Raw genomic sequence first — 26,357 nt, forward strand, 5'->3', positions numbered from 1 at the left:
ATATTCGAGGCTAAACCGCCACGAACAGCGATCACCCCGGCACGCTGGCCTCGACCGGGATCACGCCCCATCCGTACGTCGCGATCACGACCAAGTCGCCGATGGCGGCGGAGTCTTCGTCCGGCAGCGGGACGAAGTAGTGCGGCGCCGGCCCGCCATTCCATCAGTCGCTCGCGACCCGGTAACCGGCGTCGGCGAGCCACTCGCGTGCCCGGCCCCGTTGTCGCTCGTCGCGGAACGCGTACCAACGGTCCAGCTCGTCAGGCCAGCGAGCTAGGACATCCCTGAATCGGCGGAATGCGCCCCGTCCCTGGATGGCGATGCCCAACCGATCCGCCCGGTCGTGGTCGCCGATCGTGTCGATGAACGACTCCATGTCCCGGTAACCGTCACGGGAACCCCCACCGTCCACCCACCGAAACCGCTCCTCGTCCTCGAAGTCCGGGGCGTCCAGGTCGTCCGCGCCCTCTTCGGCGTACTCGATGACGCTGCGCGGCCACACCTCGCCGGTCCGCAGGTCGATCCCGCCGCCGGTGGTCATCGGGTCACCTTCGAGGAGCTCGGACAGCTGGTCCAGGTCCACCGCCAGCGACCGCAACATCGGGGTCGGCGCGGTTCCGGACAGCGCGTCGAGCTGGTCGGCCAGCTCGACGTCACCGGCCCATCCGCGTTCGCGCAGCGCGGCGACGCAGTCGGCAAGCACGGGTCGCAAGCCGTCGACCCGCTGATCGAATACAGCCGCCAGGCCGTCGCCGAGGAGCTGCAAGACCCCGCTCGGCCGAGCCGGGTCCTCGGCCAGAGTCACCACCGCCGCCCCGTCACGGCGATGGGTGGCCGCGCGAAGCTGTGTCAGCCAATCCCGTCGGTCCATCGCGTCACCGTGCCGGGCTGCGCGACCAGTGCGCCGCCAGAGCGGCGGCCCTCGGCAGCAGGGTCCGCGCCGACATGCCCGCCTGCCACGTCTTGCAGTCATGCACGGCGAGATCGAGTGCGGCCAGTTGCCCACTCAGCTCGTTGATCGCCGCCTCCACGTCGGCGGCGGTCAGCGACCGGCCGTCCACCGACCATCGCTCGCCCAGCAGCGAGTGCGCCCGGGTCGCCAGCTCCCTGCCGTTGAGCGGGCCAGCGGCCGACAGGACGGCCGTGGTGAGAACGGTGAGGATGCCAAGGAACTCGTCGGGCTCGAACCACGACCGCAGCCTGCGGACGATCTCCAGATCGTCGGACGCGGCGCGGGTGGGCCGCAGCACGCCCCTGGCGAGCCTCAGCAGCCCGACTCGGCGAAGGATCGCGTGCAGCACGGCCAGCGGGTACAGATCCTCCTCCACCGACGCCGGACTCCCCAACGGGTGCCACCCCGGGTATCGCTCCTGCACCTGCCGCACGATCGAGCGCGGCAACCGACCGCCGGGGGTCAGCTTCACGCCGTCCGCGAGCAGATCCAGCAGCAGCCGAACACTGCCCGGCACCTCGCCGACCGTCTGCCGCAGCAAAAGGTCGGTGGCCGGGCGGTCGAAAGCTGGGAGCTCCCCCGCCCACTCCCGCATCGCGGCGTGCCGTTCATGCCCGGGATCGGCCAGCACCGACCGCAGCTCGGCATAACCGTCCGCTCCGCCGCAGTCCTCCGGGGGGCAACCACCCGCTCCGTCGACACAGCCCGGGCCGGCGCCACCAGCACCGACGACCTCGACGTCGTGCTCCCAAGAGTCCCCGAGGTCATAGCGGTAGACGAACCGCGACGGCAGGTCCGGCAGCCTCGCCTCGGACTCGTCCTCGTGCAGCTCGTCACCCCAGTCGGGGTCCGGGGGTCCGTACGTCCGGTCGCCGGCGACGAACTGGTGCAGGTGGCTGTTCGTCCAACCCACCGCTACCTGCAACAGCTCATGCAACTCCGGCAACGAGCTGGTCGCCGGTACGTCGATCACGCGCACGACCGCCGGCGATACGTCACGCAGGGTGACCCGCAACCGACCGGTCCGCACCTGCCCGAGGGTATCGACACCCTGGGCACGACCAGATGACCGGCCCGGTCGCCGGTCCCACTGACCGCCTCCGTTCCAGCCGACCACCGTCCCGGACGAGCCCGGACCACGGCTACGCGCCAGGGGCCGCGACAACTAGCTCTGCGTGGAGATACGCAACATTCAGGGCACTCGAGAACCCGGCACTCGAGAACCCGGCACTCGACAGCCGGCCGCCGCGACCGCCAGGACGGTTCCGGCGGTGACGATGCGGGAGAGGCGGGCGACCCGGCGGAGGTCGGCAGGCTCAGGGGGGCGGCCGTCGCCGAGTGTCGGGCGCAGTTCGGTGCCGTGCGGGTAGCGGGTGGGGCCGCCGAGGCGCAGGCCGAGTGCGCCGGCGGAGGCCGCCTCGACCGGTCCGGCGTTCGGGCTGGGGTGGCGGCCGGCGTCGCGGCGCCAGGTTCGAGCGGCGGCCGAGGGGGACCCTCCGACCAGGGGCGCGGCGGCCACGGTGAGCGCGGCGGTGAGCCGGGCGGGGGCCAGGTTGACCAGGTCGTCGGCCCGCGCGGACGCCCAGCCGAACCGCGCGTACCGGGGCGAGCGGTAGCCGACCATCGCGTCCAGGGTGTTCATCGCCCGGTAGCCGATCAGCCCGGGCAGCCCGGCCACGGCGCCCCAGAACAGCGGGCCGACCACGGCGTCCGAGGTGTTCTCCGCGATCGACTCGCAGCCGGCCCTGGCCATCCCGGCGGCATCCAGCGCCGCCGGGTCCCGGCCGCACAGGTGGGGGATGCGGGCCCGCGCGGCGGCCAGGTCGCCCGCCTCCAGCTCGTCGGCCAGCGCGGTGGCCTCGCGGGCCAGGGAGGTACCGCCGAGCACGGTCCAGGTGGCCGCCGCCACCGCCAGCGTCTGGGCCACCGGCCGGCCTCTGACCAGCAGGTGCAGCGCCGTGGCCGAGGCAGCCGCCGACCCGGCGGCCAGCGCCAGGTATCCGGCGCCGGCCGGCTTGGAGTCGCGGTAGCACCGCCGTTCCAGCCAGCTGGCGAACCGGCCGAAACCGGCCACCGGGTGGTACCGGGACGGGTCGCCGAGGACTGCGTCCGCAGCCGCACCCAGCACCAGCCCGGCGGCTCTGGGGAGCGGAATCCTCAGCCGGCCAGCTCGCGCGGGATGGCGGCCTGCTCGTCGTTGTAGATGCCCGCCGCGTCCTCCGCGATGACGCGCAGCGTGCAGGGCCATGGCACTCCGGCGGTGCTCGAGTTGCGGCAGGCCACGCAGCGGCCGTGCCCGTCGTCCACATGAGAGTCAAGCAGGCGCCGCCACACCTCCGGCATGGCGGCCAACGCGCCGGCGTGCGGGTTCACCCCGTCTTCGCTCACGTCGTACCGATCCATCGTGCCTCCCCTCCCCGCGCACGGCACCGTGCCAGGCCACCCCTCCGGAAGCGTCGCACTTTCTGCTGCACGTGCATCTGCACGCTACATCAAAACGTGACAAACGATCTACTCGAGGCGCAGCGGGTCAGCGGCCGATCGCGCGGCACACCGTCCGGGCACACGCCGGGGCGTCGTGCAGCACGTCGTGCTCCCACAGCCGCACCACGGTCCACCCCTCGGCCCGCAGCCGCTCGGTCACCTCGCGGTCCCGCGCCATGGTCCGTTCGATCTTGGCCACCCACCAGTCGGTGCGGGTCGGGAAGAGGTCGGCCAGGGTTTCCCGCCCCCGGCGCCGCACCTCGGCCGGGTTGCCGTGCCAGAGGTCGCCGTCCACGAACACCGCCAGCCGCCGCGACCTGATGACCAGGTCCGGCCGGCCGAACACGTCCGGCGCGTGCAACCGGTAGCGGACCCCGGCGGCGTGCAGCGCGCGGCGCAGCGCCAGCTCGGCCTTGGAGTCCTTGTGCCGCACCCGGGACATCATCCGGCTGGTCACCGCCGGGTCGCGCGGGCCGAGCCGCCGCCGGGTCTGCGTCACCCCGGGAGGTTAGCGCGGAACGCGCTCGCCGAGCGCGCGCCCAGTTCGGCGCGCACCGGAGACTCTGAACCGGGCCGATCTGTCCAGCAACAGCGCCACCGCACCGACCACGGCGGTAGCCACCAGCATCCCGGCCAGCGCGTCCGTCGGGTAGTGCACCCGCAGCGCCACCACGGCCAGTGACACCGCCGCCACCACACCCACCGCCAGCGCCACCAGGGCCGCGCGCAACCAGCCGGCCGCCGGCAGACCGACCGCGACGAACGCCAGCACCAGCACCCAGGCGATGGACGTGATGCAGGTGGCCCGCCCGCTGGGCAGCGAAAGGCCGCCGTCGTAGGTGCGCCCGACCAAGGGCTTCAGCACGAACTCGGTGAGCGCGACGGCCAGCAGCGGTCCGGCGACGGCCAGCCACAGGGCGGCCCGCCGGCCGGTCCGGCGCGCGGCCACCACCAGCGCCACCATGCCGAGCAGCAACGCGGGCGGGCTGCCCAGGTCGGCGACCAACCAGGTCAGGTGCCGCTGCCAGCCGTGCACCACCAGCGGTTCGATCACCGCCGAGTCGAACCGGCCGGCCGTGTCCGCGCCGGCATACCGCCAGCTCAGCGCCAGTACCGCAGCGCCACTCAACGTGACGACCACTCCGATCGGCACCCGCCATCCGGCCGGCAACAGCTCTCCGCTCACCCGACCAGACTGCCCGAACCGGCACCCGCCGTGCAGGCGGAAAGCCGCCGGAAACCCCGGAGGTGAGGCCGGCCACAGTCCGTCGCGCCGGCCCCATCCAACTTGCCGTTGCGCCGCGCAACGGTTCTTATCAAGGGCAAGAGCGAACGCCGGTCAACGAAGACCGGGTGTCCGCCGAGGAGAGGAGTCCCGATGCGACTCGAGCCCGACGACCCGGACGGCGACTGGACCACCCCTGGGGCCTGGGAGGTATCCCCCGGCCTTTTCCGCATTCCGTTACCGCTGCCCTCGGACGGGTTGAAGGCGGTCAACGTCTACGCGATGCGCGACGGCGACGGCCTGGTCATGATCGACTCCGGCTGGGCCATCGAGGAGGCCCGGGTGGTGCTGGACAAGGCACTCGCCGCGATCGGCAACCACCTCGGCGAGGTGCACCGGTTCCTCATCACGCACGTGCACCGGGACCACTACACGCTGGCCGTGCGGCTGCGCCGGGAGTTCGGCAACCACATCAGCCTGGGCATCCGGGAACGGGAGTCGCTGCGGCTGACCGCCGACCCGAAACGGCCGCCGTGGGCGTCGATGCTGGTGCAGGTGCGCCGGGGCGGGGCGGGGCGGTTGGCCGAGATGCTGGCCGCCGCGCCGGTCGACTCGGACGACACGCACCGCGCGCAGGACTGGGCCGAGCCGGACAAGTGGCTGGCCCCGCCCACCGATGTGGAGCTGCGCGACCGCACCCTGCACGCCATCCCCACGCCCGGGCACACCCAGGGCCACGTGGTGTTCGTGGACGAGCAGCGGGACACCCTGTTCGCCGGCGACCACGTGCTGCCGCACATCACGCCGTCCATCGGCTTCGAGGCCAAGCTGACCCACTCGCCGCTCGGCGACTACCTGGACTCGTTGCGCCTGGTGCGCGGCCTGCCGGACCGCCGGTACCTGCCGGCGCACGGGCCGGTGGCGCCCAGCGTGCACAACCGGGTGGACGAGCTGCTCGCGCACCACGCGGAGCGGCTGGACACCATGGCCGCCACGGTTGCCGCCGGCGCGGCGACCGCCTACGAGGTGGCCAAGAGCCTGACCTGGACCCGCCGGGGCCGACAGCTCGAGGAGCTGGAGCTGCCGCACCAGTGCATGGCGGTGGCCGAGACCTCCGCCCACCTGGACCTGCTCGCCGAGCAGGGCCGGCTGCACCGGACCGACCCCGACGGGATCAGCCGCTACACCGCTTAGTTGGTCTTGATGTTCGTCCAGGCGGTGTTGCGGCCGGTCAGGTTGCGCCAGTCCTCGGCCGGCTTGCCGGCCTTGAGCGGAACGACCAGCACGCCGATCCGGCCGAGGTCGGCGTGCGCCGGGGCGTCCGGCGCCACGGTGAACGGGGTGGCCGCCCTGCGGGTCTGGCCCGGGGCCAGCTTGCCGAGCTCGTCGCTGAAGTTGCAGCTGATCAGGTCGCCGCCCTGGGGGTTGGCCCCGGTGCGCTGGCAGTGCCGGTCCGCCGGCAGCTTGACGTGCTTGGGCAGCGACACGTTCATCAGCACGCCCTCGGTGGGCGTGGCCCCCAGGTTGGTGATCTCGTAGTTCAGCGTGCCGCCCATGCCGGGCGCCACCGGCTGCGGCGTGGCGAGCGTGGAACGCAGCGTCGGCAGGCCGGCGGCGTCGGCGACCCCGGTGGATACACCGAGCGCCAGCGCGGCGGCGGCCACGGTGACCACGCCTCGCCAGCGGTTCCCTCGTCGGGTGAGCACGGATCGATTCCCCTCTTTCGCGGTCACGAAACTGGGCGACCGGCGGTTTCGGGGACACACCGGCGCCAGCGCAGACGGTAGTAGATCCCTCCACGGCGTGCAGTGCGTAGCCGTGGCGCTACGGCGTGCGACCGGTGATACCCAGGATCCGGTCCAACAGCGGGGCGTCCGCCGGCACCGCGACCGGTGGCCCCCACAGCTCGGGCAGTGGCGCTCCCGGTACGAACTCGGCCACGTGGGCCAGGCAGTCGCGCAGCGTCCGCTCGTCCGGCTCGAACGGCTGGCCGGTGGCGACGGCCAGATCCCAGCCGTGCACCACCACCTCGGTGAGCGCGATCTTGCCCCAGCGCTCCCTGGGCAGCTCCAGGCCGCCGCCGATGACGGCGGTGCCCCGCCACGCGGCCTCGTCGGACCACGCCTCGCCGAGCGCCTTGACCCGTTCCGGCAGTCCGTCCCCCGGGTCCGCGCCGGCCGGCTGCTCCGGCTGGTTGACGGCCATCGCGGTGAACCCCCGCGCGACCTGGTCCACGTGCGCGATCAGGTCCATCACCGTGTACTCGGCGCACGGGGTCGGCCGGCTGAGCGCCTCCGCCGGCACGCCGTGCAACAGTTCGATCATCCGGCCGCAGGCCGGTCCCAGGTTAATCATGCGGGTAGGACCGCCCGAGTGGGCGTGAACTCATCGCCAGCCCGGCAGCCGACACTGTTGCGCCCGCCCACCAGGGGCTAATACCGATTCACCGATGCGACTCGACGGTCCACCGGCCCAGCCGAGCTCGTCGCGGTTCACCGACCGAGTCTCACCAAACTCGTACAGTCCCAACTGTCACGCCAAGCGAACTCGGATTAGCCGCAGTTGCAAATCTCCACGCAGAGCCAAAGCCGGGCGTTGCATATCTCCACGCAGAGCCAAAGCGTCCTACACCGAGTCGGCGAAGCCTTTGATGTCCCGGATGGTGGCGGCGTAGACCTCGGGGATCTCCGTCGCCAGGATCACGTCGGCGCCGTGGCTGGTGCCGACCACCACCCGACCCACCGCGCTGACCCCGGCCGCGAACAGCTTGCGCGCGTACAGCAGGCCCTCGTCGCGCAGCGGGTCCAGCTCGTTCACCGAGATCACGTGCGGCGGCAGGCCGGCCAGGTCGGCCGGGTCGGCGACCAGTGGCCAGCAGGTCGGGTCGTCGGCGTGCGCGCCTTCCGGGTCGTAGACCCGGGCGAGCAGGCCCATCAGCTCGGCGGCGAGGAAGTACCCGTCGTTCTCGTGCAGCGAGGTGAGCTCGGCCGGTCGCTCGGCCCACCGGCCGGAGATGAACGGGCACAGCGCGTAGACCCCGGCGATCCGGTCCGCCCAGCCCTGCCGGTGGGCCAGCAGGGTCGTCGCCAGGGTCAGGTTCCCTCCGCCCGACTCTCCCGAGACCAGCACCTTGCCGATGCCCAGCTCGTCGGCGTTGTCCAGGGTCCATGCCACCGCGGTGGCGCAGTCGTTCAGGCCGGCGGGGAACGGGTGGGCGCCCAGCTTGCCGCCGCCGTTGCGGAACTCCACCCCGACCACCACCAGGCCGGCCGCCGCCAGTGACTCGCGCCAGCGCACGTAGCAGCCGTCGGCGGCGGTCAACATGACCATGCCGCCGCCGTGCAGGTGCACGATGCCGGGCAGCGGACCGGTCGCGCCGGTCGGGCGGTGCACGTAGAGGGTGATCTCGTTGCCGTCCGGGCCGGGAATCACCCTGGTCTCGGTGGTCACCCCGGGTACCGGCGGCATCCCGGCGAAGACCTCCGCGAAGACCTGGGTGAAGGCGGCCTCGGCGGCGTCGGCGATGGCGAGCAGGTCGGCCAGCGGCGCGTCCAGGCCCACCGGGGGCGGCGGCGGGGGCACATCCAGCCCGAACCGGCTGAGCGCGGCGACCACCCGGGGGTCCGCCCTCGGGTCGTCGCGCAGGGTCATCGCCGGATTACCCAGCCGGCCGGGCAGTTGCACGCGCAAGGTCTCCGTCATGCGGGTGATCCTCCCCCACCCCGGCCGGGCCCGCGAGGCGTCCGCGTAGGCTCTGGCGCATCGATCGACCGCTCCCCGAAACCGACCGGACCCCGCAAGCGGGGCCTGGCGGGTCCCGCTCGGCCCGGCGCAGGCTGATCGGCCTCTCCCTGGCCGTGGTCATCGCGCTCGGCCTCACCTTCGGGCTCACCCGGCTGGCGCACGACCCGGGCGTGGACGAGCACCGCGCCAGCTGCGCCGAGCGGGTGGCCCAGCTCGCCCCGCGCGCCCGGCTGGCCCAGCGGCTGATGGTCGGGGTCGACCCGACCAAGCCGGACGCGGCCCGGGCCGTGGTCGCGGACCACGGCGTCGGCGGCGTGTTCATCGGCGGCACCGCGACCAACCTCCTGCGCAACGATGCCCTGGCCCCGATGAGGGCGGCCAGCCCGCTGCCGGTGTTCGTCGCGGTGGACGAGGAGGGCGGCCGGGTACAGCGCATCGACGAGCTGGACGGCCCGATGCCCAGCGCCCGGGTGATGGCCCAGACGATGACCCCGGACCAGGTGCATGCGCTGGCCAAACGCCGCGCCGAGCAGCTGCGCGCCCGGGGCGTCACGCTGGCCATGTCGCCGGTGCTGGACATGACCAGCCAGCCCCGGGGCGTGATCGGCGACCGCTCGTTCGGCACCGACCCGGCCAAGGTCACCGAGTACGCCGGCGCCTTCGCCGCCGGACTGCGCGACGCCGGCATGCTGCCGGTGTTCAAGCACTTCCCCGGGCACGGACGGGCCAGCGGCGACTCGCACACCGGCGCGGTGACCACGCCCCCGCTGGACGCGCTGCGCACCAGCGACCTGGAGCCGTACCGCCGGCTGCTGCCCGCCGGCCCGTCCGCCGTGCTGCTCGGCCACCTCAACGTGCCCGGGCTGACCGGCAACGACCCGGCCACGCTCAGCCCGGCCGCCTACCGGCTGCTGCGCCAGGAGCTCGGCTTCAACGGCCTGGTGTTCACCGACGACCTCGGCGCGATGAAGGCGGTGACCGACCGGTACAAGCTGCCGGACGCGGTGCTGGCCGCACTGCGCGCCGGGGCGGACGTGGCGCTGTGGACCTCCGGCGACCCGGTCGGCCCGGTGCTGGACCGGCTGCAGGCGGCCGCCGACGCCGGCCAGCTGCCCGACTCCGACCAGGCCACCGCCCGGGTGCTCGCCGCCAAGGGCGTCTGCTCCCCCGCCGAACCCGACCCCTCCTAGCCATATCGCGGGTTTCACCACCGCATGTCGCGGATATCGCCATGCCGAAACCCGCGACACGGACTGGTAGAACCCGCGATATGGCGGGTTAGGTGGGCCCGGGTGCGCGCGGTCCGGCGGGGCGTGGCACGGTCACCGGGTGACCTCGGTGATACCGGTGAGCGCCAGCGACGTGGACGCGGCGGCCACCCGGCTGCGCGGCGTGATCGCGCCCAGCCCCCTGCAACACAATGCCCGCCTCTCCACCCGCACCGACGCGGCCGTCTGGCTCAAGCGGGAGGACCTGCTCCCGGTGCGCTCCTACAAACTGCGCGGCGCGTACAACCTGATCTCCCAGCTGGACGAGGCGGCCAGGGCCGCCGGCGTGGTGTGCGCGTCCGCCGGCAACCACGCCCAGGGGGTCGCCTACGCGTGCGCCCGGCTGGGCGTGCGGGCCCGGGTCTACCTGCCCCGCACCACGCCCCGGCAGAAGCGTGACCGGGTGGCCTCGCTGGGCGGCGACGTGGTCGAGGTGCGCGTCTCCGGCGACGCGTACGACGACGCGGCGGCCGCCGCCCTGCGTGACACCGGGGAGACCGGTGCGGTGCTGGTGCCGCCCTTCGACGACCCGCGCACGGTGGCCGGCCAGGGCACCGTGGTGCGCGAGGTGGTCGCACAGCTCGGCCGCGCACCGGACGTGCTGGTCGTGCCGGTCGGCGGCGGCGGCCTGCTGGCCGGCACGCTGATCTGGCTGCGCGAGCGGCACCCGGACGTGCGGGTGATCGGCGTGGAGCCGGCCGGCGCGGCCTGCATGGCGGCGGCGCTGGCCGAGGGCCACCCGGTGGACCTGCCGGAGCTGGACCCGTTCGTGGACGGCGCCTCGGTGCGCCGGGCCGGCGAGGTGACCTACCCGATCACCCGGGAGGCCGTGCTGACCGGCACCACCAGCCTGCGCACGGTGGCCGAGGGAATGGTCTGCGTGGAGATGCTGGAGCTCTACCAGCAGGACGGCGTGATCGCCGAGCCGGCCGGGGCGCTCGCCTCGGCCGCGCTGGCTGCTGGCACCCTCGACGTGCGCCCCGGAGAGACGGTGGTCTGCCTGCTCTCCGGCGGGAACAACGACGTGAGCCGGTACGCCGAGGTGGTCGAGCGGGCGCTGGTGCACGAGGGGCTCAAGCACTACTTCCTGGTGGACTTCCCGCAGGAGCCGGGCGCGTTGCGGCGGTTCCTGGACGACGTGCTCGGCCCGGACGACGACATCACCCTGTTCGAGTACGTGAAGCGCAACAACCGGGAGACCGGGCCGGCGCTGGTCGGCATCGAGCTGGGCCGCCCGGGGGACCTGGACGCGCTGCTGGAGCGGATGCGCGTGGCCCCGCCGCACATCGAGCGGGTGCCGCCGGACAGCCCCCTCTTCCGCTTCCTGTTGTAAATCACCGCTGCTTTCTCAGGGGGGCGCCTCTAGCCTGAGTGGTGGCTTGTATGGTCGAGACCGGCCGGCGCCGCACACGCTCGAGGAGACAACTAAGTCGATGGCTACCCCCAGCTCAGCCCCCACCGGGGGTGCTGGCCGCCCGGCCCCGCGGCTGCCCGGGCCGCCGCCGGTGCCCGGCGGCTTCCGCCCGCCGCCCGGCTATCGGCCGCCCATGCCGCCGCAGTCCCGGCCGGCGCTCACCGGCGCGCAGCAGATGCGGCTCGGCCTGGTCTCGGCGATCCTGGTGGTGATCGGCGTCGCGCTGGGCTTCGTCGCGACCATCGCGCTGCCGCACGTCTACGCCGCTCAGACCACGATCCGGTACAACCTGAGTGACCGCTCGAGCGACGCGGAGCGCACCCTCACCACCCAGACCGTGATCATCACCGGCCGCGAGGTGCTGCAGCCGGTGGCCGACTCCACCGGGGTTCCGGTCGACTACCTGACCAAGAACGCCACCGCGGTGGTGGTGCCGAACAGCGAGATCATCCAGATCCAGGTCAACCACCCGGACCGGGCGTCCGGGATGCAGCTGGCGAACGCCGTGGCGAAGCGCTACCTGGACGTGGCGAACGCCTCCGGCCAGGCCGCCGCGCTGCAGGCCCAGCTGGACAATGCGCAGCGGCAACTGGCCAACCCGGCCACGCCGCCGGCCACCGTGGGCGACCTGCAGGCCCAGGTCTCCGACCTGCAGGGACAGCTGGCCAAGCTGGCCACCGGCTCGAACATCGCCACCGTGGTGGCCCCGGCCTACTCGGTGACCGCCGCCGTCTTCCCGAACACCGGCATCACCCTGGGCATCGGCGCACTGGTCGGCGTGGCGCTGGCCGGCCTGGTCGGCGCCCGCATGGTCCGCGGCTGGACCCGCCGCTGAGCGCGTGTCCTACGCCGGGCCGGGCGCCCGGGTGAAGTCGGCCGGGATGATCAGGTCGTCCTTGACCAGCTCGTGGATGGACGACCGGCCCAGCCCGAGCAGCGCCTCGTCGATGCCGCTGCGCAGGATCTGCAGCACGTTGGTCACGCCGGCCTGCCCGTTGGCCGCCATTCCCCACAGGTAGGCCCGCCCGATCAGCACCGCCTTGGCGCCCAGCGCGAGCGCCTTGACCACGTCACTGCCCCGCCGGATGCCGCCGTCCAGCAGCACCTCCACCTGGTCGCCGACCGCGTCCGCCACCGAGGGCAGCACCCGGATGCTGGCCGGGGTGCCGTCCAGGTTGTTCCCGCCGTGGTTGGAGACCGAGATCGCGGTGGCGCCGACGTCCACCGCCCGCCGGGCGTCGTCCGGGTGCATGATCCCCTTGATCATGAACGGACCGCCCCACTCGTCCCGCAGCCAGCGGATGTCGTCCCAGGTGGGCAGCGGGGTGCCCATCCACTCGCCGTAGGCCCCGAAGAAGGTCGGGCCGGGCAGCCCGGGGCCGTCGGAGAGGTTGGGCGTGGTCAGGTCGGGCAGCTGCCCGGCCCGCAGGAACTCGGCCAGCCACAGCGGGCGCAGCGCCACCTGCGGGGCGAACTTGGCCATCGCCCGGATGTCCAGCTTCTCCGGGATGGGCGGGCTGCCCCAGTCCCGGCGGTGGGCGAACGTCCAGTCCAGGGTGATGATCAGGCCCTTCGCCCCGGCGCGGCGGGCCCGGTCGGCGCGCTGCAGCAGCCGGTCCTTGGAACCCACCCAGTACATCTGGAAGAAGGTCTTCGGGTTGGCCGCCGCCACGTCCTCCACCGACCGGCTGGCGAACGAGGACAGGCCGATCGCCGTGCCGGCCTCGGCCGCCGCCCTGGCCACCGCGACCTCGCCCTCCGGGTGCACCGCCTGCACCCCGGTCGGCGAGATGATCACCGGCAAGGAGATCTCCTGGCCCAGCACGGTGGTCGCCTGGTCGCGCTGCTGGGGCAGGTCGGCGATGTGCGGCCGGAACCCCAGCTCGCTGAACGCGTTGACGTTGTCCTCGAGGGTGACCCCGCGCTCCGCGCCGCCGATCAGCGCGCCGTAGACCGACTTGGGCAACCGACGCTTGGCGCGGCGCTGGGCCTCGGCGACGCTCTCGAACCACTCCCGTGTGCTGGCCATTTCGGGAGCCTAACGCGGCTCCCAGGTGCCGGCCCGCTTAACGCCTGGTCGGGCTACTCGAAGCGAGCGGGATCACCCGCGCCCACGCGGATGACCTCCGGCTCGCCGGAGGAGAAGTCCACCACCGTGGTCGGCTCGGTGCCGCAGTCGGCGGAGTCCACCACCGCGTCGATCTGGTGGTCCAGCCGCTCCTTGATCTCCCACCCCTGGGTGAGCGGCTCCTCCTCGTCGGGCAGCAGCAACGTGCTGGAGAGCAGCGGCTCGCCCAGCTCGGCCAGCAGCGCCTGGGCCACCGTGTGCTCGGGGATGCGCACGCCGACGGTCTTCTTCTTGGGGTTCATCAGCCGGCGCGGCACGTCCTTGGTGGCCGGCAGGATGAACGTGTAGCTGCCCGGGGTGGCGGCCTTGATGGACCGGAACACCGCGTTGCCGATGTGCACGAACCTGCCCAGCTGGCCGAAGTCCGCGCAGACCAGGGTGAAGTGGTGGCGGTCGTCCAGGTGCCGGATCTCCCGGATCCGGCCCAGCCCGTCCAGGTTGCCGAGCTGGCAGCCGAGGGCGAAGCACGAGTCGGTCGGGTAGGCGATCAGCCCGCCGTCGCGCACGAGCTGCACTACCTGGCCAACCAGCCGCTTCTGGGGATTGTCCGGGTGGACGTCGAAGTACTTGGCCATGTGGCGAGCGTAACGCCCGATGATCGGCGGGCGCGCCGGGCCCGTCACCCGCGAGCGCGTCGATTCCCATCGGTATTAGGGTCCAGTGGCATGGCCACCGATGCGCACACCCGGCGGGTAGTCGCGCAGGTCGCCAAGGAGCTCACCGCGCAGCTGCCCGAACGCACCACGGAGCTGGCCAACCTGTTCCTGGAGGAGATCCCGGCCTTCCAGGGCGAGGAGGCGGTCCGCGAGCTGATGGCGGCCAGCACGGCGGCGAACCTGTCCACCATGTTCGACCTGCTGCAACACGGACTGCCGACCGAGCAGCTGGTGGTGCCGGCGGCCGCGGCGGCCTACGCCCGCCGGTTCGCCCAGCGGGACCTGCCGCTCGAGAGCCTGCTGCGCGCCTACCGGCTCGGCTCGGTGCGGTTCAACCAGTGGTGCCTGCGCGGGCTCAGCCAGCGCGAGCTGGACGCCGATGTGGTGCTGGCCTGCACGCAGGAGATCGTGCAGGTGGCCGGCCGGTACATCGACCAGATCTCCGAGCACCTGGTGGAGATCTACGAGACCGAGCGCAAGCTGTGGACGCAGCGCACCGACGCGGCCCGGGCGATCGCGCTGCGCACCGTGCTGGACGACGAGGCGCTGGATCTCGGTACCGCCGAGGCGATGGTCGGCTACCGGATGCGCGGCTGGCACGTCGGCGCGGTGGCCTGGATGGACAAGGACGTGCCGGACACCGCGCGCCGCCTGGAGTCCGCCGCCCAGCTGCTGTCCACCGTGCACGGGCGGCGGCCGCTGGCCGTGTTGTCCGACGACCACACGCTCTGGGCCTGGGTGACCAGCGTTGAACCGATCCGGCTGGACCATCTCGGCCTGGCCGCCGCGCTCGAGGCGTCCGGCGGGCCGCTCGGTTACGCGCCGAGGATGGCGATCGGCGAGCCGGCTCAGGGCCTGGACGGCTTCCGCACCACGCACCGGGAGGCGATGGCCGCGCGCTCGGTGGCGGAGGCGGCGGAGAGCTCACCCGACCAGGTGGCCCGGGTGGTCAGCTTCGCCGAGGTCAGCATCGCCGCGCTGCTGTCGGAGAACCTCGACTCCCTGCGCACCTGGGTGCGCCGCACGCTGGGCGCCCTGGCCCGCGACGACGAGGCCACCGAGCGGCTGCGCGAGACCGTGCGGATCTTCCTGGAGACCGGTGGCAGCTTCACCGACGCGGCCGCCCGACTGCACCTGCACAAGAACACCGTGCACTACCGGGTGCGCAAGGCCGAGGAGATCCGGGGCCGCCCCCTCTCCGAGGGCCGACTGGACGTGGAGGTCGCGCTGGTGGCCTGCCGCCAGCTCGGCAGCCGGGTCCTCTCCCAGGCAGGCTAGCGTCTCCCGCGCGCGCCGAACTGGGCGCGCGCTCGGCACGCGTTCCGCGTTAGCTCATCGGCCGGTCGACCAGCCGGGACAGCACGATGACGCTCTCCGTGCGCTCCACCTTCGGCTCGGCGCGCACCCGTTCCATGGCCTCCTCCAGGTGCGGGATGTCGGTGGCCACCATGTGCAGCAGCGCGTCCGCCGCGCCGGAGACGGTGCACGCGCTGATCACCTCGGGCACCCGTCCCAGGCTCCGCCGCAGCTCCTGCGGGCTGACCGTGCCCGTGCAGTACACCTGCACGTAGGCCTCGGTGCGCCAGCCGAGCGCGGCCGGGTCCAGCAGCACGGTGAAGCCGCGGATCGCCCCGCTGTCCCGCAGCCGGTCCACCCGGCGTTTCGCGGCCGGCGCGGACAGCCCCACCCGGCTGCCGATCTGGGCGTACGTGGCGCGCCCGTCGTGCAGCAGGCAGTCCACGATGCGCCGGTCGATCACGTCGAGCACAACAAACCTCCACGGTCACGTCAAGGACGCAATAAAGTTATCGCAAAGGCGCAAGAGTTGCGTATTGATTGCGTAAAGATGGCTCCTTACCGTTGATTTGTGACCGTAACGCTGGAAGCCCCCAACACCGCCGGGGAGCGCCTCGCGCGCCCGCACCAGTACCTGATGTGCCCACCCGAGCACTTCACCGTCGAGTACGCGATCAACCCGTGGATGGACACCGACCAGCCCTGCGACGTGTCGCTCGCACTGCGCCAGTGGCAGCGGCTGCGGGACATCTACCAGGAGCTCGGCCACACCGTCCGGATCATCGAGCCACTGCCCCAGCTGCCCGACATGGTCTTCGCGGCCAACGGCGGCCTGGTCATCGGCGGCCGGGCGCTGGCCGCCCGCTTCGCCTACCCGCAGCGCGCCGACGAAGGGCCGGCCTACCTGGCCTGGCTGCGCGCCGCCGGCTTCCCGGCCAAACAGGCCGTCCAGGTCAACGAGGGCGAGGGCGACTTCCTGGTGGTCGGCGGGCGGGTGCTGGCCGGAACCGGTTTCCGCACCGACCCGAAGGCGCACGCCGAGGTGGCCGAGTACTTCGGCCTGCCGGTGGTCTCCCTGGAGCTGGTGAACCCGCGCTTCTACCACCTGGACACCGCGCTGGCCGTGCTGGACGACCGCACGGTCGCCTACTACCCGGAAGCGTTCAGCGCGGCCAGCCGGTCGGTGCTGCGCGAGCTGTACCCGGACGCGGTGCTGGCGGGCGCCAAGGACGCGATGGTCTTCGGGCTCAACGCGGTCTCCGACGGACGGAACGTCGTGCTCGCCGAGAAGGCGGTCAACCTGGCCGAACAGCTGCGGGAACGCGGCTTCCACCCCATCGGCGTCGACCTGTCGGAGCTGCTCAAGGCCGGCGGGAGCGCCAAGTGCTGCACCTTGGAGGTCCGGTCATGACCCTGCTCGCGGACAACATCACCACCGAGGCGACCGAGCACCTGCGGCTGGTCGACACGCACGCCGCACACAACTACAGCCCGCTGCCGGTGGTGCTGGCCTCGGCGAAGGGGCCCTGGGCCACCGACGTGGACGGCCGCCGCTACCTGGACTGCCTCTCCGGCTACTCGGCGGTCAGCTTCGGGCACGGCAACGAGGAGATCCTGGCCGCCGCGCGCGCCCAGCTGGAGCGGGTCACGCTGACCAGCCGGGCGTTCGGCCACGACCAGCTCGGGCCGTTCTGCGCCGAGCTGGCCGAACTGGTCGGCAAGCAGATGGTGCTGCCGATGAACACCGGCGCCGAGGCGGTGGAGACCGGCATCAAGGTCGCCCGCAAGTGGGGCTACGAGGTCAAGGGCGTCCCCGACAACCAGGCCAGCATCGTGGTCGCCGCGCACAACTTCCACGGCCGGACCACGACCGTGATCAGTTTCTCGGACGACGAGGAGGCGCGCGCCGGGTTCGGCCCGTACACCCCGGGCTTCCGTGCGGTGCCGTTCGGGGACGCCGAGGCGCTGGCGGCGGCGATCGACGAAACCACGGTGGCCGTGCTGCTCGAGCCGATTCAGGGCGAGGCCGGGGTGATCCTTCCCCCGCCGGGTTACCTGGCCCGGGTGCGCGAGCTGTGCGACGCCAACAACGTGCTGTTCATCGCCGACGAGGTGCAGTCCGGGCTGGCCCGCACCGGGACCACGCTGGCCTGCGAGCACTACGGCGTGGTGCCGGACATGTACCTGCTGGGCAAGGCGCTCGGCGGCGGGGTGATGCCGGTGTCCGCCGTGGTGGCCGACCCGGAGGTGTTCCAGGCCCTGCGCCCCGGGCAGCACGGCTCCACGTTCGGCGGCAACCCGCTGGCCTGCGCGGTCGGCCGGGCGGTGGTCGGCCTGCTGGCGACCGGTGAGTACCAGCGGCGCGCGCGGGAGCTGGGCGCCCACCTGGAGCAGGGGCTGCGCTCACTGGCCGGCCGGGGGGTCACCGACGTGCGCTGCATCGGCCTGTGGGCCGGGGTGGACATCGACCCGGCGCTGGGAAGCGGCCGGGAGGTGTGCGAGCGGTTGCTCGCACACGGCGTGCTGGCCAAGGACACCCACGGCCAGACGCTGAGGCTGGGCCCGCCGCTGGTGATCCAGCGCGACGAGGTGGAGCTGGCCGTCGCGGCGCTCGGCTCGGCGCTCGGGGAGCTGGCCGGCGGGAAATAGCCGCGGGCCCGGCATCCCGGCTCGGCGCCGCCGGTGAGGGCGACGCCGAGCCGGTGCCGCGTCAGCTACGGGTTCTTGAAAGTGGGCTGACTGTTACTGCTGTTACCGCTGCCGGACGGGCTCATACAACCCGCGGTGCCGTAGTCCGGCACATTGGGCCCGCCGGGCGGCGGGGTGTAACAACCCTGTGCCTGCACGGTGTCGGTGGTCGGCGTCAACCCGGCAACGCCGGCGAAGACCACACCCAACATCGAGAAGGCGACAATTGCCGCTCGCATGCTCAAGACCTCCCTCCGCGTGACCGTTATGTCTCGGTGGTTGCTCGCCGAGGTCTGTGCGCATTTCGCGCGACGGGCAAGCCGCGAGATCAGCAATTATTAGCAAGGTCAAATATATAGATTGACCTCACACCAGTCTAGGCCCGCGAAGCCCGCTTCGGCGCTCAGTCGCCCTGGGCGGCGGCCGGGCTCGGACGCTCCGACTCCCGGCTCTCGGCCGCCTTGCCGGGGGCCGGCCAGCCGCCGGTGGACTCCACGTGGAACGGGATCGGGCCGTTCTCCAGCCAGGGCTGCACGGCGATCATGTCGTGCACGTCCACCCAGCCCCGCTCGATCTCGCCGAGCGCCGCGTCGACGATCCGGTAGTGCTGGATCATCCGGTGCATCGGCTGGGACTCGAGGATGACCACCACGACGTCACCCGGCGCGAAGTTGCACCGATCCTGGACCGCCTGGATGAAGAACTCGTTGTGCAGGTGGCCGTCGCCGAACTGCCAGCCGACGACCGAGCTCATCACGAACTCGCCCTCCCGGATGGTGTAGTTCTCCGGGTCGTCCAGGTGGGTCAGCATCAGCGAGGAAAGCGCCCGGCCGTGGGTGTTCATGTGCCGCCAGGCCAGCACCTTCTGCATGAACAGCTCGCCGACCTCGCGGCTGTACATCTCGGTGAGCTGCTGCACCTGGTTCTTGGACGACTTGACGATCTTCTCGTCCAGCCGCTCCTCCATGCTGAACCCGTCGCCGGTCTTGCGGAACGCCCACATGCCGGTCGCCCAGTTGCCCGCGTAGTAGCGCGCCGAGGGCAGGAAGGAGATCAGGTCGGGCCGCACGTTGCCCAGGATGATCACGCCGAACAGCACCACCAGGATGCCCGGCACCAGCCACGGCGAGCCGGCCGAGGCCAGGCCGAACTCCGGCGCCGGGTGCAGCACGAACAGCCACACCAGCGAGAAGCAGTAGAAGATGTTCCACTCCAGCGGCACCGCGAGCGGGAAGTTGACGGTGATGTAGATGTGGAAGATCACCATGACCGCCGCCGCGACCAGGGTCAGCTCCCGGTTGGTGGACAGCAGCAGGATGGCCGGGATGCAGAACTCGATCACCGTGCCGGTGTGCGCCAGGACGGCGGTGGCCGCCGACGGGCGGATGTCGTTCGGGTAGTCGCGGCACATCTTGTGCCGGAACCACTTGGAGACCATCAGTGGCGCGTTGGTGGTCATGCCCTGCACCACGTAGGAGAAGTGCTTGCCGAGCTTGGACGCCGCCGCGCCCCACCACACCGCGAACATCACCAGCTTGAGGCCGACGATCATGTCCACGTACGGCAGTGCGGCGAACATGATGCACATCAGCCAGTACTGCTCGCTGCGCGCGGCCAGGAAGATCAGCCGGTCACGCAGGCCGGCGACCGCCGTGAGGACGATCAGCACGGTCAGCAGCCTCGGGTCGAGCAGGCCCAGGCTGCCCTCCGGCTGCCCGGCGTGCGGGACTCCGTCCGAGACGAGCAGGACCAGCGCGCTGACCAGCATGGCGCCGTAGACCAGCACGTCGAACCAGGTGCGCCGGGAACCGCCGGCGACCGGGTTCTTGTCCGCCCACGGCGGCAGCTTGATCGTGCCCGGCCGCAGCCAGTAGGTCACACCGCCCACCCACGGCTTGAACCGGAAGGCCAGCGGCCCGCACGAGGCGCCCAGCCCGAGCACCTCGTAGAGAATCGTCCAGACCAGGATCTTCTGGTACGCGATCGGCTGGGTCCACCAACTCGCCACGTCGAACATCGAGCCGATGCCGGCGGTCAACGAGGCAAAGAAGAGGCCGCCCGCGATGTAGAACAGTATCTTCACCGCGTACATCAAGTGGATGATCTTCGGCGTGCCGGCGCCGGCGTCGATCCAGTGCAGGGCCAGGATGCGCATCCGCTCCAGGTGCGGGCGGTCCTTCCAGGTGGCCAGGTCGACGTCGGGCAGATCAGCGTTGATGAAACCCACGGCGGCGCTCCGATCAAGTACGACAATTCCGCTTGCCAGACGCTAGACCGCACGGGTGAAATGCCCATGTCGCTGGAACACGAACTCTCCGCGACGCTTCGTGCCCCCAGCACAAGGTTGCGGGGTACTCTCCCGGGAATGTCGCCGGCCCACGAGGGCGTTCGACGGTGCATGGAATTCGGCATCGCCACCTTCGTGACCGACGAGAGCATCCGCCCCGACCGGCTGGGGCCGGCCGTGGAGGAACGCGGCTTCGACTCGCTGTTCGTCACCGAGCATTCCCACATCCCCGCGAGCCGGGAGACCCCGTTTCCCGGCGGCGGCGACCTTCCCCGCCGGTACTACCGCACCCTGGACCCGTTCGTCGCGCTCACCGCGGCGGCGGCGCACACCTCCCGCATCCTGGTCGGCACCGGCATCGCCCTGATCCCCCAGCGCGACGTGCTGCACCTGGCCAAGGAGGTGGCCAGCCTGGACCTGGTGTCGAACGGGCGGGCGGTGCTCGGCGTGGGCAGCGGATGGAACCGCGAGGAGATGCGCAACCACGGCGCCGACCCGAAGACCAGGGGCGCGCTGACCAATGAGCGGCTGGCCGCGCTGAAGCAGCTGTGGACCGAGGAACGGGCCGAGTTCCACGGCGAGTTCGTCGACTTCGACCCGGTGTTCTCCTGGCCGAAGCCGGTGCAACGGCCGCACCCGCCGATCTACGTCGGCGGGGAGACCGCCCCCGCCCTGGAGCGGCTGCTGCACCACGGTGATGCGTGGTTCCCGAGGGTCGGTACGCCGCTGGCGCGGATCCGCGAGGTGCGCGAATGGCTGGCCGAGCGGGGCCGGCCCGACGTGCCGGTGACGCTGTTCGGCACCGAGCGGGACGTCGCGGCGCTGAACGGGTACGCCGAAGCCGGGCTCGACCGGGTCACCTTCCTGCTGAGCACCAAGCCGGAGGCCGAGGCGCTCACCGAGCTGGACAGCTTCGCCGAGCTGGCCCAGAAGATCAGGTAAGCGGGTCCGGACCCGATCAGGCGATCACCCTCTGTGATGATTCGTACTGCCTCGTCTGGGTGAAACGAATTCCGCCAACCGGCCGCCAGAACCCGCCATTCACCGTTTCCGCAGGAACACTGGCCGCTGAGGGGCTACCCCGAGCACCGTGGGACACGACCTTTGAGCACAATGCGTGGCGTTGGTCCGCTGTACCCCACGGAAGGTCGACACCCACGATGCTGATGGTGGAGCTCTTGGTCCGGATGCCGGATCTGCGACGGCGCATCCAGGCCGATCATGTCGCGGACGCCAACGGCAACTGCCGCGACTGCGAGGTCAGCCGCTGGCCCTGCGAGCTCTACCAGATGAGCGTGGACGCCGACCGGAAAGACGCCCTGCACCCCTCGTGGGCCGGACCGCACGGGGACGGCATGCCGCCCGTGCCGCGCCAGGGCGGCTACCCGCATCAGAACCAGTCCCGCAACGCGGGCCGGTATCGCGGTGCGGACCAGCACCGGGGCCCGGGGCGCCCGCCTGCCGGCCGCGCCCCGTGGCCCTCCTATCCCGCCCCGCCGGGCCGCCCGGCGCCGCCCCCACGCTCGCCCCAACAGCACCGGTCGAACCAGCGGGGTCCGTCTTCGTGGTCGGCCCAGCCGCCCCTGGGGTCGTACTCCGGACCGCCGCCCCGGTCGGCCGCCCCGTCGTGGTCGCCCGGTCCGACGCCGGACGCGGGTCGCTACCTGACCACGGCGTCCTCCCTGGATGCGGCTCCCTCGCTGGGCGCCGGCCCGTCCTGGCCAGCGGGACCGTCCTGGGAGGCGGGACCGTCCCTCCCCACCGGCCCGTCCCTGCCCGCCGGTCCGTCCTGGGAAGCCCGCCCGTCCCTCCCCACCGGCCCGTCCCTGCCCGCCGGTCCGTCCTGGGAAGCCCGCCCGTCCCTCCCCACCGGAACGTCCCTGCCCGCCGGTCCGTCCTGGGAAGCCCGCCCGTCCCTCCCCACCGGAACGTCCGGGCCGTCCTGGCCGGCGAAGCCGACGCTCCCCCCGGCACCGTCCTGGTCGCCGGAGCGGACCCCGGCCGGCTCGTCGGCCGTCGCCGAGTTGCCGGCGCGGGCGGCGGGTTCCTCCTGGCCGCTGGAGCAGTCGGCTCGCGCACTCATCTCCCGCTCGGTCGAGTCCCCTTCGAAGCGACTCGACCGACCACGCCATGAGACCTACTCGGGCAACATGCCGGCCCGCGCGATGCTGGGCGGCACCTCCCCGGGCGACGCGATGCCGTACGGGATCATGCCGGCCATCCCCCGGCCGACCGAGCCGCCCCTGATGGCCGCCGGCCAGGGCACCGTGCCACCGGCGATGTCCCTGGACCCGACCCCTGATCTGCCCAAGCCCCGGCGCGCCTCGCACCTGCGGCTGGTCCCCGACCCGACGCCCTCACCCGACGAGGGCGCCGAGAAGCAGGCCCGGCACGCCCTCGGCTCCCCCCGGCCGGCCCCGCCGAAGCAGGAGCTGATCGACGTCCTGGAGGACGTGCTGCGCTGGTCACGCTGAGGCCAGCCCGGACAGCCGCGAAGCCACCGATGCGAGGTTGTTTCCGGGCCGCCGAAGCCACCCTGACAGCCTGATGATCACCGATTACATGGTCACCATGACATCAGGGCCGCTCCCGGCGCCCCGATGCGACCACCACGTCATGGTGACCATGGATGGAGGCCCGATCGGCGCACCGAAACCTCGCCGAGAGCCGCCGACGCGTGTCCCCCTAATCCCCGGTGCGGACCAGCGAGAACTCATAGGCACCCTCGACGAAGTAGGTGCGTGAGTAGGCGAGCAGGCGGTGTGCGGTGTCGTAGTGCAGCTGGTCCAGCAGGATGAACAGCCGGTGCTTGCCGGCATCCGGACCCCAGGCGATGTGCGCGGAGTCCACCGCGTGCACCCGGGCCACGCCGAGCGTGGCCCGCACCCCCATCCGCCGTTCGAAGTAGTCGAACACCGAGCCGTTCGGCTCGTCCAGGGTGTAGTCGGAGGGCAGCAGGCCGCGCGGGATCAGGTCGTAGGAGTAGGCCACCACCTCGCCGTCGGCGGTGATGCGCCGGCGCAGCTCCAGCGCCTCGGTGTCCGCCGGCACGCCCATCCGCTCGGCCTCGTCCGGCAGCACCGGGCGCAGGGTGCGCCGGGCGTACTCGTGGCCCGGCACCTTCCCGCTGGCCCGGATCGACTCGCTGATCGAACCCATCCGCTCGAGCCCGTCGCGCACCGCCGGCCGGCGGCGCACGAAGGTGCCGACGCCGTGCTGGGTGCGCACCAGGCCGAGCACGTCAAGCTCCTTGATCGCGCTGCGCACGGTGGCCCGGGAGACCCCGAACCGGCGGCACAGGTCGGCCTCACTGGGCAGCCGGCCGCCCGGCGGGTGGACGCCGTCGCGCATCTCCGCCTTGAGGACGGCGGCGATGTCGTCCGCGAGCGGGCGCCGGGCCGGAGTCGCCATGGGAACATCTTGACTCGCGCGCACTTGTCCGACAACCTCACCCGGTAGATGGAAATACCGAGGGGTTAAGACGAACACCATGCGCACGATCGACTGGGTGCCGGGACCGAACACCGGGCACATCCGGCTGATCGACCAGACCCGGCTGCCCGGGTCCCTGGTCGAGCTGGACGTGCACACCGTGGACCAGCTGGTGGACGCGATCGGCCGGCTGGCCGTGCGCGGCGCCCCTGCGCTGGGCGTGGCCGGTGCGCTCGGCGTGGCGTTGGCCGTGGACACGCTGCCGGCGCAGGAGGCGATGGGGCAGGTCGCGCGGCTGCGCGCGGCCCGGCCGACCGCCGTGAACCTGGCGCTGGGCGTGGACACCGCGCTCGCCGCGTTCCGCTCCGGCGGACCCGACGCGGCGCTGGCCGCCGCGCTGCGGATGCGCGACCAGGACATCGCGGCCTGCCGGGCGATGGCCCGGCGTGGCGTCGACCTGCTGGCCCGGCTGTGTCCGGGCCGCATCGAGCTCACCGTGATGACCATCTGCAACACCGGGGCGCTGGCCGCCGTCGAGCACGGCACCGCGCTCGGCGTGGTCGAACAACTGCACGCCGAGGGCCGGCTGGCGCGCGCACTGGCCTGCGAGACCCGGCCGCTGTTGCAGGGCGCCCGACTGACCGCCTGGGAGCTGGAGCGGATGGGCGCGCGGTACGACGTGCTCGTGGACTCGGCGGCGGCGAGCGTGCTGGCCGCCGGCGGGGTGGATGCGGTGCTGGTCGGCGCGGACCGGATCGCCGCCAACGGGGACACCGCGAACAAGATCGGCACCTTCGCACTCTCCCTGGCCGCCGCGCACGCCGGCGTGCCGTTCCTGGTGGTCGCCCCGGAGACCACGGTGGACGGCGGCACTCCGTCCGGTGAACAGATCAAGATCGAAGACCGCGGCTCGGCCGAGGTGTGCGAGTTCCACGGCGTGCGCACCACGCCGGAGGGCGCCACCGCGCTCAACCCGGCGTTCGACGTCACCCCGGCCCGCCTGATCACCGCGATCGTCACCGACCGGCGCGTGGTCCGGCCCCCCGAGCAACCTGGCACCCCGGCCCTCAACGAGGAGGAAGCATGAAGATCCGTACATCGCTCGGCGCGGCAGCGGCCGCACTGGCGCTGGTGGCACTGGCCGGCTGCGCCCAGCAGCCCAGCGGCGGCGGCCAGGCCGGCGGGCCGGCCCCCGGGCAGCCCTGCGACCGCACGGTGCAGAACGACTTCAAGCCCCCGGCCGAAAAGCCGGCCGGCTTCAAGAACGGGTTCACCGTCGCACTGGTCCGCCAGTCCGGCGTCGGGGACTACTTCGAGCAGTGGGGCCGGGGCGCCACGGCGCAGATCGAGGCGGCCGGCGGCAAGGTCACCTCGTACGACGCGCGCGGCGACAACGCCAAGCAGGTCGCCCAGTTCAACGACGCGATCGCCGCCAAGCCCGACGTGATCATCGTCGACCACGGCCTCGCCGACTCGGTGAACCCCAAGATCGACGAGGCGATCGGCAAGGGCATCCCGGTCGTGGTCTACGACGTGAACATCGCCAACTGCAAGGCCACGTACATCTCCCAGGACGACGCCTCGATCGCCACGAAGATCCTGGACTACCTGAAGCAGGACAACCCGGGCGGCGGCAAGATCGCCTACGTGAACGTCTCTGGGATCGCCCCGCTGGACTCCCGGGACGCCGTCTACCAGCAGTTCCTCAAGGACAACACGTCGTTCACCCAGGTGGCCAAGTTCGGCAAGTACAGCGAGTCGGTGGCCTCGGACACCGCCACCGAGGGCGCGTCCGCGCTGAAGGCGGCGCCGGGCACCACGGTGTCCATCGCCGCCTACGACGAGCTGGCCAAGGGCACCCTGATCGCGCTGCGGCAGAACAACATGTCAGACAAGGTGAAGGTGTACGGGGTGGACATCTCCACCGCCGACATCCAGCTGATGACCGAGCCGGGCAGCCCGTGGCGGGCCACCGCCGCCACCGACCCGGCCAACGTCGGCGCGATCGTGGCCCGGATGGCGGTCGCCGCCGGGGCCGGCGTGAGCACCCCGCAGAAGCTGACCATCCCGGCCGCACTGATCACCCAGGACATGCTCCGCCAGCGCGGGGTGGCCGGCATGGACCAGCTGCGCGCGGCGCTGCCCGAGCTGAACACGCCGGACATCGTCGGCGCCGCCTGGATCCCGCAGATCAAGCCGGGTTCGTAACGCCGTGGCGTCGTCCGACGCCGTCCTACGGATTGACGGCATCACCAAGAGCTTCGGCGCCAACCGGGTGCTGCGGGGCGTCAGCTTCGAGGTGGCCAGGGGCGGCATCTACGGCCTGATGGGCGCGAACGGCGCCGGCAAGTCCACGCTGATCAAGATCCTGTCCGGGGCGTATCCCCCGGATGGCGGGGAGATCAGGGTCGGCGGCCGGGTGGTCACCTTCCCGGACCCGACCGCCGCGCACCGGCTGGGCGTCGGCACCGTGCACCAGAACCCGAACGACGGCGTGGTGCTGGACATGACAGTGGCGGAGAACCTGGCGCTGGACCGGCTCACCGACGCGCGCGGGCCCATCGGGTTCAGCCACCGGCGCACCGAGCGGTATGCCCTCGAGGTGGCGGACACGCTGGGCGTGCGGCTGAGCCGGCCGGCGCTGCGCGCGCCGGTGCGCCGGCTCGGGGTCTCCGAGCGGCAGCTGCTGGTGCTGGCCCGTGCGCTGTCCCGCCGGCCGGAGATCCTGATCCTGGACGAGCCCACGTCGGCGCTCTCCGCCGAGGAGACCACCCGGCTGTTCG

General features: G+C 72.2%; 26 protein-coding genes and 1 pseudogene. 12 read left to right on the top strand and 15 right to left on the bottom strand.

Annotated elements, in window-relative coordinates; translation table 11 throughout:
• Window positions 1–163: 163 nt before the first annotated feature.
• The 6 genes from ABEB12_RS20845 to ABEB12_RS20870 all read right to left on the bottom strand — a co-directional run bounded on the left by ABEB12_RS20845 (window position 164) and on the right by ABEB12_RS20870 (window position 4,622).
• Window positions 164–871 (bottom strand): UPF0158 family protein, encoded by a 708-nt coding sequence (locus tag ABEB12_RS20845; RefSeq protein WP_185060426.1) that lies wholly within the window; start codon window positions 869–871, stop codon window positions 164–166.
• 4 nt (window positions 872–875) lie between these two features.
• Window positions 876–1,982 carry an IS1096 element passenger TnpR family protein gene (locus ABEB12_RS20850; RefSeq protein WP_185060425.1) on the bottom strand — a complete coding sequence of 369 codons (1,107 nt, stop codon included), beginning with the start codon at window positions 1,980–1,982 and terminating at the stop codon, window positions 876–878.
• A 162-nt stretch (window positions 1,983–2,144) separates the two neighbouring features.
• Window positions 2,145–3,107: a cobalamin biosynthesis protein gene (locus ABEB12_RS20855; RefSeq protein WP_345703023.1), complete on the bottom strand. Its 963-nt coding sequence runs from the start codon at window positions 3,105–3,107 to the stop codon at window positions 2,145–2,147.
• A 2-nt stretch (window positions 3,108–3,109) separates the two neighbouring features.
• A complete protein-coding gene (locus ABEB12_RS20860) occupies window positions 3,110–3,355 on the bottom strand; it encodes a hypothetical protein (RefSeq protein WP_185060423.1) in 246 nt (81 codons plus the stop codon).
• Window positions 3,356–3,482: 127 nt separating this feature from the next.
• A complete protein-coding gene (locus ABEB12_RS20865; protein ID WP_185060422.1) occupies window positions 3,483–3,935 on the bottom strand; it encodes a DNA mismatch endonuclease Vsr in 453 nt (150 codons plus the stop codon).
• A 9-nt stretch (window positions 3,936–3,944) separates the two neighbouring features.
• Window positions 3,945–4,622 carry a phosphatase PAP2 family protein gene (locus ABEB12_RS20870; RefSeq protein WP_185060421.1) on the bottom strand — a complete coding sequence of 226 codons (678 nt, stop codon included), beginning with the start codon at window positions 4,620–4,622 and terminating at the stop codon, window positions 3,945–3,947.
• A gap of 192 nt (window positions 4,623–4,814) precedes the next feature.
• On the opposite strand from ABEB12_RS20870, the gene ABEB12_RS20875 reads away from it, so the two are divergent.
• Entirely contained in the window at window positions 4,815–5,855 is a 1,041-nt protein-coding gene (locus ABEB12_RS20875) for an MBL fold metallo-hydrolase (protein WP_185060420.1), read from the top strand.
• On the opposite strand, the gene ABEB12_RS20880 is transcribed toward ABEB12_RS20875, so the two are convergent.
• The 3 genes from ABEB12_RS20880 to ABEB12_RS20890 form a co-directional block, all read right to left on the bottom strand.
• On the bottom strand, window positions 5,852–6,367 hold the full coding sequence (locus tag ABEB12_RS20880) for a hypothetical protein (protein WP_185060419.1): 516 nt from the start codon (window positions 6,365–6,367) through the stop codon (window positions 5,852–5,854). The two genes, ABEB12_RS20875 and ABEB12_RS20880, sit on opposite strands and share 4 nt — an antisense overlap.
• A gap of 118 nt (window positions 6,368–6,485) precedes the next feature.
• Entirely contained in the window at window positions 6,486–7,016 is a 531-nt protein-coding gene (locus ABEB12_RS20885) for a TIGR03086 family metal-binding protein (protein WP_185060418.1), read from the bottom strand.
• 270 nt (window positions 7,017–7,286) lie between these two features.
• On the bottom strand, window positions 7,287–8,363 hold the full coding sequence (locus ABEB12_RS20890; protein ID WP_221497658.1) for an alpha/beta hydrolase fold domain-containing protein: 1,077 nt from the start codon (window positions 8,361–8,363) through the stop codon (window positions 7,287–7,289).
• Between the two features lie 155 nt (window positions 8,364–8,518).
• Here ABEB12_RS20890 and ABEB12_RS20895 point away from each other — a divergent pair, with 155 nt between their 5' ends.
• From ABEB12_RS20895 to ABEB12_RS20905, 3 genes are all read left to right on the top strand, one after another.
• Entirely contained in the window at window positions 8,519–9,595 is a 1,077-nt protein-coding gene (locus tag ABEB12_RS20895; RefSeq protein ID WP_345702995.1) for a glycoside hydrolase family 3 N-terminal domain-containing protein, read from the top strand.
• Between the two features lie 157 nt (window positions 9,596–9,752).
• A complete protein-coding gene (gene ilvA, locus ABEB12_RS20900) occupies window positions 9,753–11,006 on the top strand; it encodes a threonine ammonia-lyase IlvA (protein WP_185061311.1) in 1,254 nt (417 codons plus the stop codon).
• Between the two features lie 100 nt (window positions 11,007–11,106).
• A complete protein-coding gene (locus ABEB12_RS20905) occupies window positions 11,107–11,922 on the top strand; it encodes a YveK family protein (RefSeq protein WP_185060417.1) in 816 nt (271 codons plus the stop codon).
• 9 nt (window positions 11,923–11,931) lie between these two features.
• Here ABEB12_RS20905 and mftD read toward each other — a convergent pair whose 3' ends face one another.
• Complete coding sequence (gene mftD, locus ABEB12_RS20910; protein WP_185060416.1) at window positions 11,932–13,116, bottom strand: pre-mycofactocin synthase MftD; 1,185 nt, start codon at window positions 13,114–13,116, stop codon at window positions 11,932–11,934.
• 53 nt (window positions 13,117–13,169) lie between these two features.
• On the bottom strand, window positions 13,170–13,790 hold the full coding sequence (locus ABEB12_RS20915; protein ID WP_185060415.1) for an L-threonylcarbamoyladenylate synthase: 621 nt from the start codon (window positions 13,788–13,790) through the stop codon (window positions 13,170–13,172).
• A 90-nt stretch (window positions 13,791–13,880) separates the two neighbouring features.
• On the opposite strand from ABEB12_RS20915, the gene ABEB12_RS20920 reads away from it, so the two are divergent.
• On the top strand, window positions 13,881–15,149 hold the full coding sequence (locus ABEB12_RS20920; protein WP_185060414.1) for a helix-turn-helix domain-containing protein: 1,269 nt from the start codon (window positions 13,881–13,883) through the stop codon (window positions 15,147–15,149).
• A 49-nt stretch (window positions 15,150–15,198) separates the two neighbouring features.
• On the opposite strand, the gene ABEB12_RS20925 is transcribed toward ABEB12_RS20920, so the two are convergent.
• Window positions 15,199–15,639: an AsnC family transcriptional regulator gene (locus ABEB12_RS20925; RefSeq protein WP_185060413.1), complete on the bottom strand. Its 441-nt coding sequence runs from the start codon at window positions 15,637–15,639 to the stop codon at window positions 15,199–15,201.
• Window positions 15,640–15,738: 99 nt separating this feature from the next.
• Between ABEB12_RS20925 and ddaH the strand changes: the two genes are divergently transcribed.
• Together ddaH and rocD are read left to right on the top strand one after the other, a co-directional pair.
• Complete coding sequence (gene ddaH, locus ABEB12_RS20930; RefSeq protein WP_345702996.1) at window positions 15,739–16,578, top strand: dimethylargininase; 840 nt, start codon at window positions 15,739–15,741, stop codon at window positions 16,576–16,578.
• A complete protein-coding gene (rocD, locus tag ABEB12_RS20935) occupies window positions 16,575–17,816 on the top strand; it encodes an ornithine--oxo-acid transaminase (RefSeq protein WP_185060412.1) in 1,242 nt (413 codons plus the stop codon). The genes ddaH and rocD overlap by 4 nt, the downstream gene beginning before the upstream one ends.
• A 65-nt stretch (window positions 17,817–17,881) precedes the next feature.
• Here the strand turns inward: rocD and ABEB12_RS20940 are convergent, their stop codons facing one another.
• The gene (locus tag ABEB12_RS20940) at window positions 17,882–18,094 is read right to left on the bottom strand and encodes a hypothetical protein (protein WP_185060411.1); all 213 of its coding nucleotides are present in this window, start codon (window positions 18,092–18,094) and stop codon (window positions 17,882–17,884) included.
• A gap of 164 nt (window positions 18,095–18,258) precedes the next feature.
• Window positions 18,259–20,082 (bottom strand): DUF3556 domain-containing protein, encoded by a 1,824-nt coding sequence (locus ABEB12_RS20945; protein ID WP_185060410.1) that lies wholly within the window; start codon window positions 20,080–20,082, stop codon window positions 18,259–18,261.
• Window positions 20,083–20,253: 171 nt separating this feature from the next.
• On the opposite strand from ABEB12_RS20945, the gene ABEB12_RS20950 reads away from it, so the two are divergent.
• Complete coding sequence (locus ABEB12_RS20950) at window positions 20,254–21,084, top strand: TIGR03619 family F420-dependent LLM class oxidoreductase (RefSeq protein ID WP_185060409.1); 831 nt, start codon at window positions 20,254–20,256, stop codon at window positions 21,082–21,084.
• A gap of 227 nt (window positions 21,085–21,311) precedes the next feature.
• Window positions 21,312–22,616 (top strand): hypothetical protein, encoded by a 1,305-nt coding sequence (locus tag ABEB12_RS20955; protein WP_185060408.1) that lies wholly within the window; start codon window positions 21,312–21,314, stop codon window positions 22,614–22,616.
• A gap of 211 nt (window positions 22,617–22,827) precedes the next feature.
• Here ABEB12_RS20955 and ABEB12_RS20960 read toward each other — a convergent pair whose 3' ends face one another.
• The gene (locus ABEB12_RS20960) at window positions 22,828–23,553 is read right to left on the bottom strand and encodes a GntR family transcriptional regulator (protein WP_185060407.1); all 726 of its coding nucleotides are present in this window, start codon (window positions 23,551–23,553) and stop codon (window positions 22,828–22,830) included.
• A 79-nt stretch (window positions 23,554–23,632) separates the two neighbouring features.
• Between ABEB12_RS20960 and mtnA the strand changes: the two genes are divergently transcribed.
• From mtnA to ABEB12_RS42160, 3 genes and pseudogenes are all read left to right on the top strand, one after another.
• A complete protein-coding gene (mtnA, locus tag ABEB12_RS20965; RefSeq protein WP_185060406.1) occupies window positions 23,633–24,661 on the top strand; it encodes an S-methyl-5-thioribose-1-phosphate isomerase in 1,029 nt (342 codons plus the stop codon).
• The gene (locus tag ABEB12_RS20970; RefSeq protein ID WP_185060405.1) at window positions 24,658–25,782 is read left to right on the top strand and encodes a substrate-binding domain-containing protein; all 1,125 of its coding nucleotides are present in this window, start codon (window positions 24,658–24,660) and stop codon (window positions 25,780–25,782) included. Before mtnA ends, ABEB12_RS20970 begins: the two co-directional genes overlap by 4 nt.
• Before the next feature lie 4 nt (window positions 25,783–25,786).
• A pseudogene (locus ABEB12_RS42160) lies at window positions 25,787–26,311 on the top strand (ATP-binding cassette domain-containing protein); the annotation flags it as partial.
• Between the last annotated feature and the right edge of the window lie 46 nt (window positions 26,312–26,357).

It is taken from the genome of Actinospineispora eucalypti, assembly GCF_039543365.1.
In the GTDB taxonomy this organism is placed as follows: domain Bacteria; phylum Actinomycetota; class Actinomycetes; order Mycobacteriales; family Pseudonocardiaceae; genus Pseudonocardia; species Pseudonocardia eucalypti.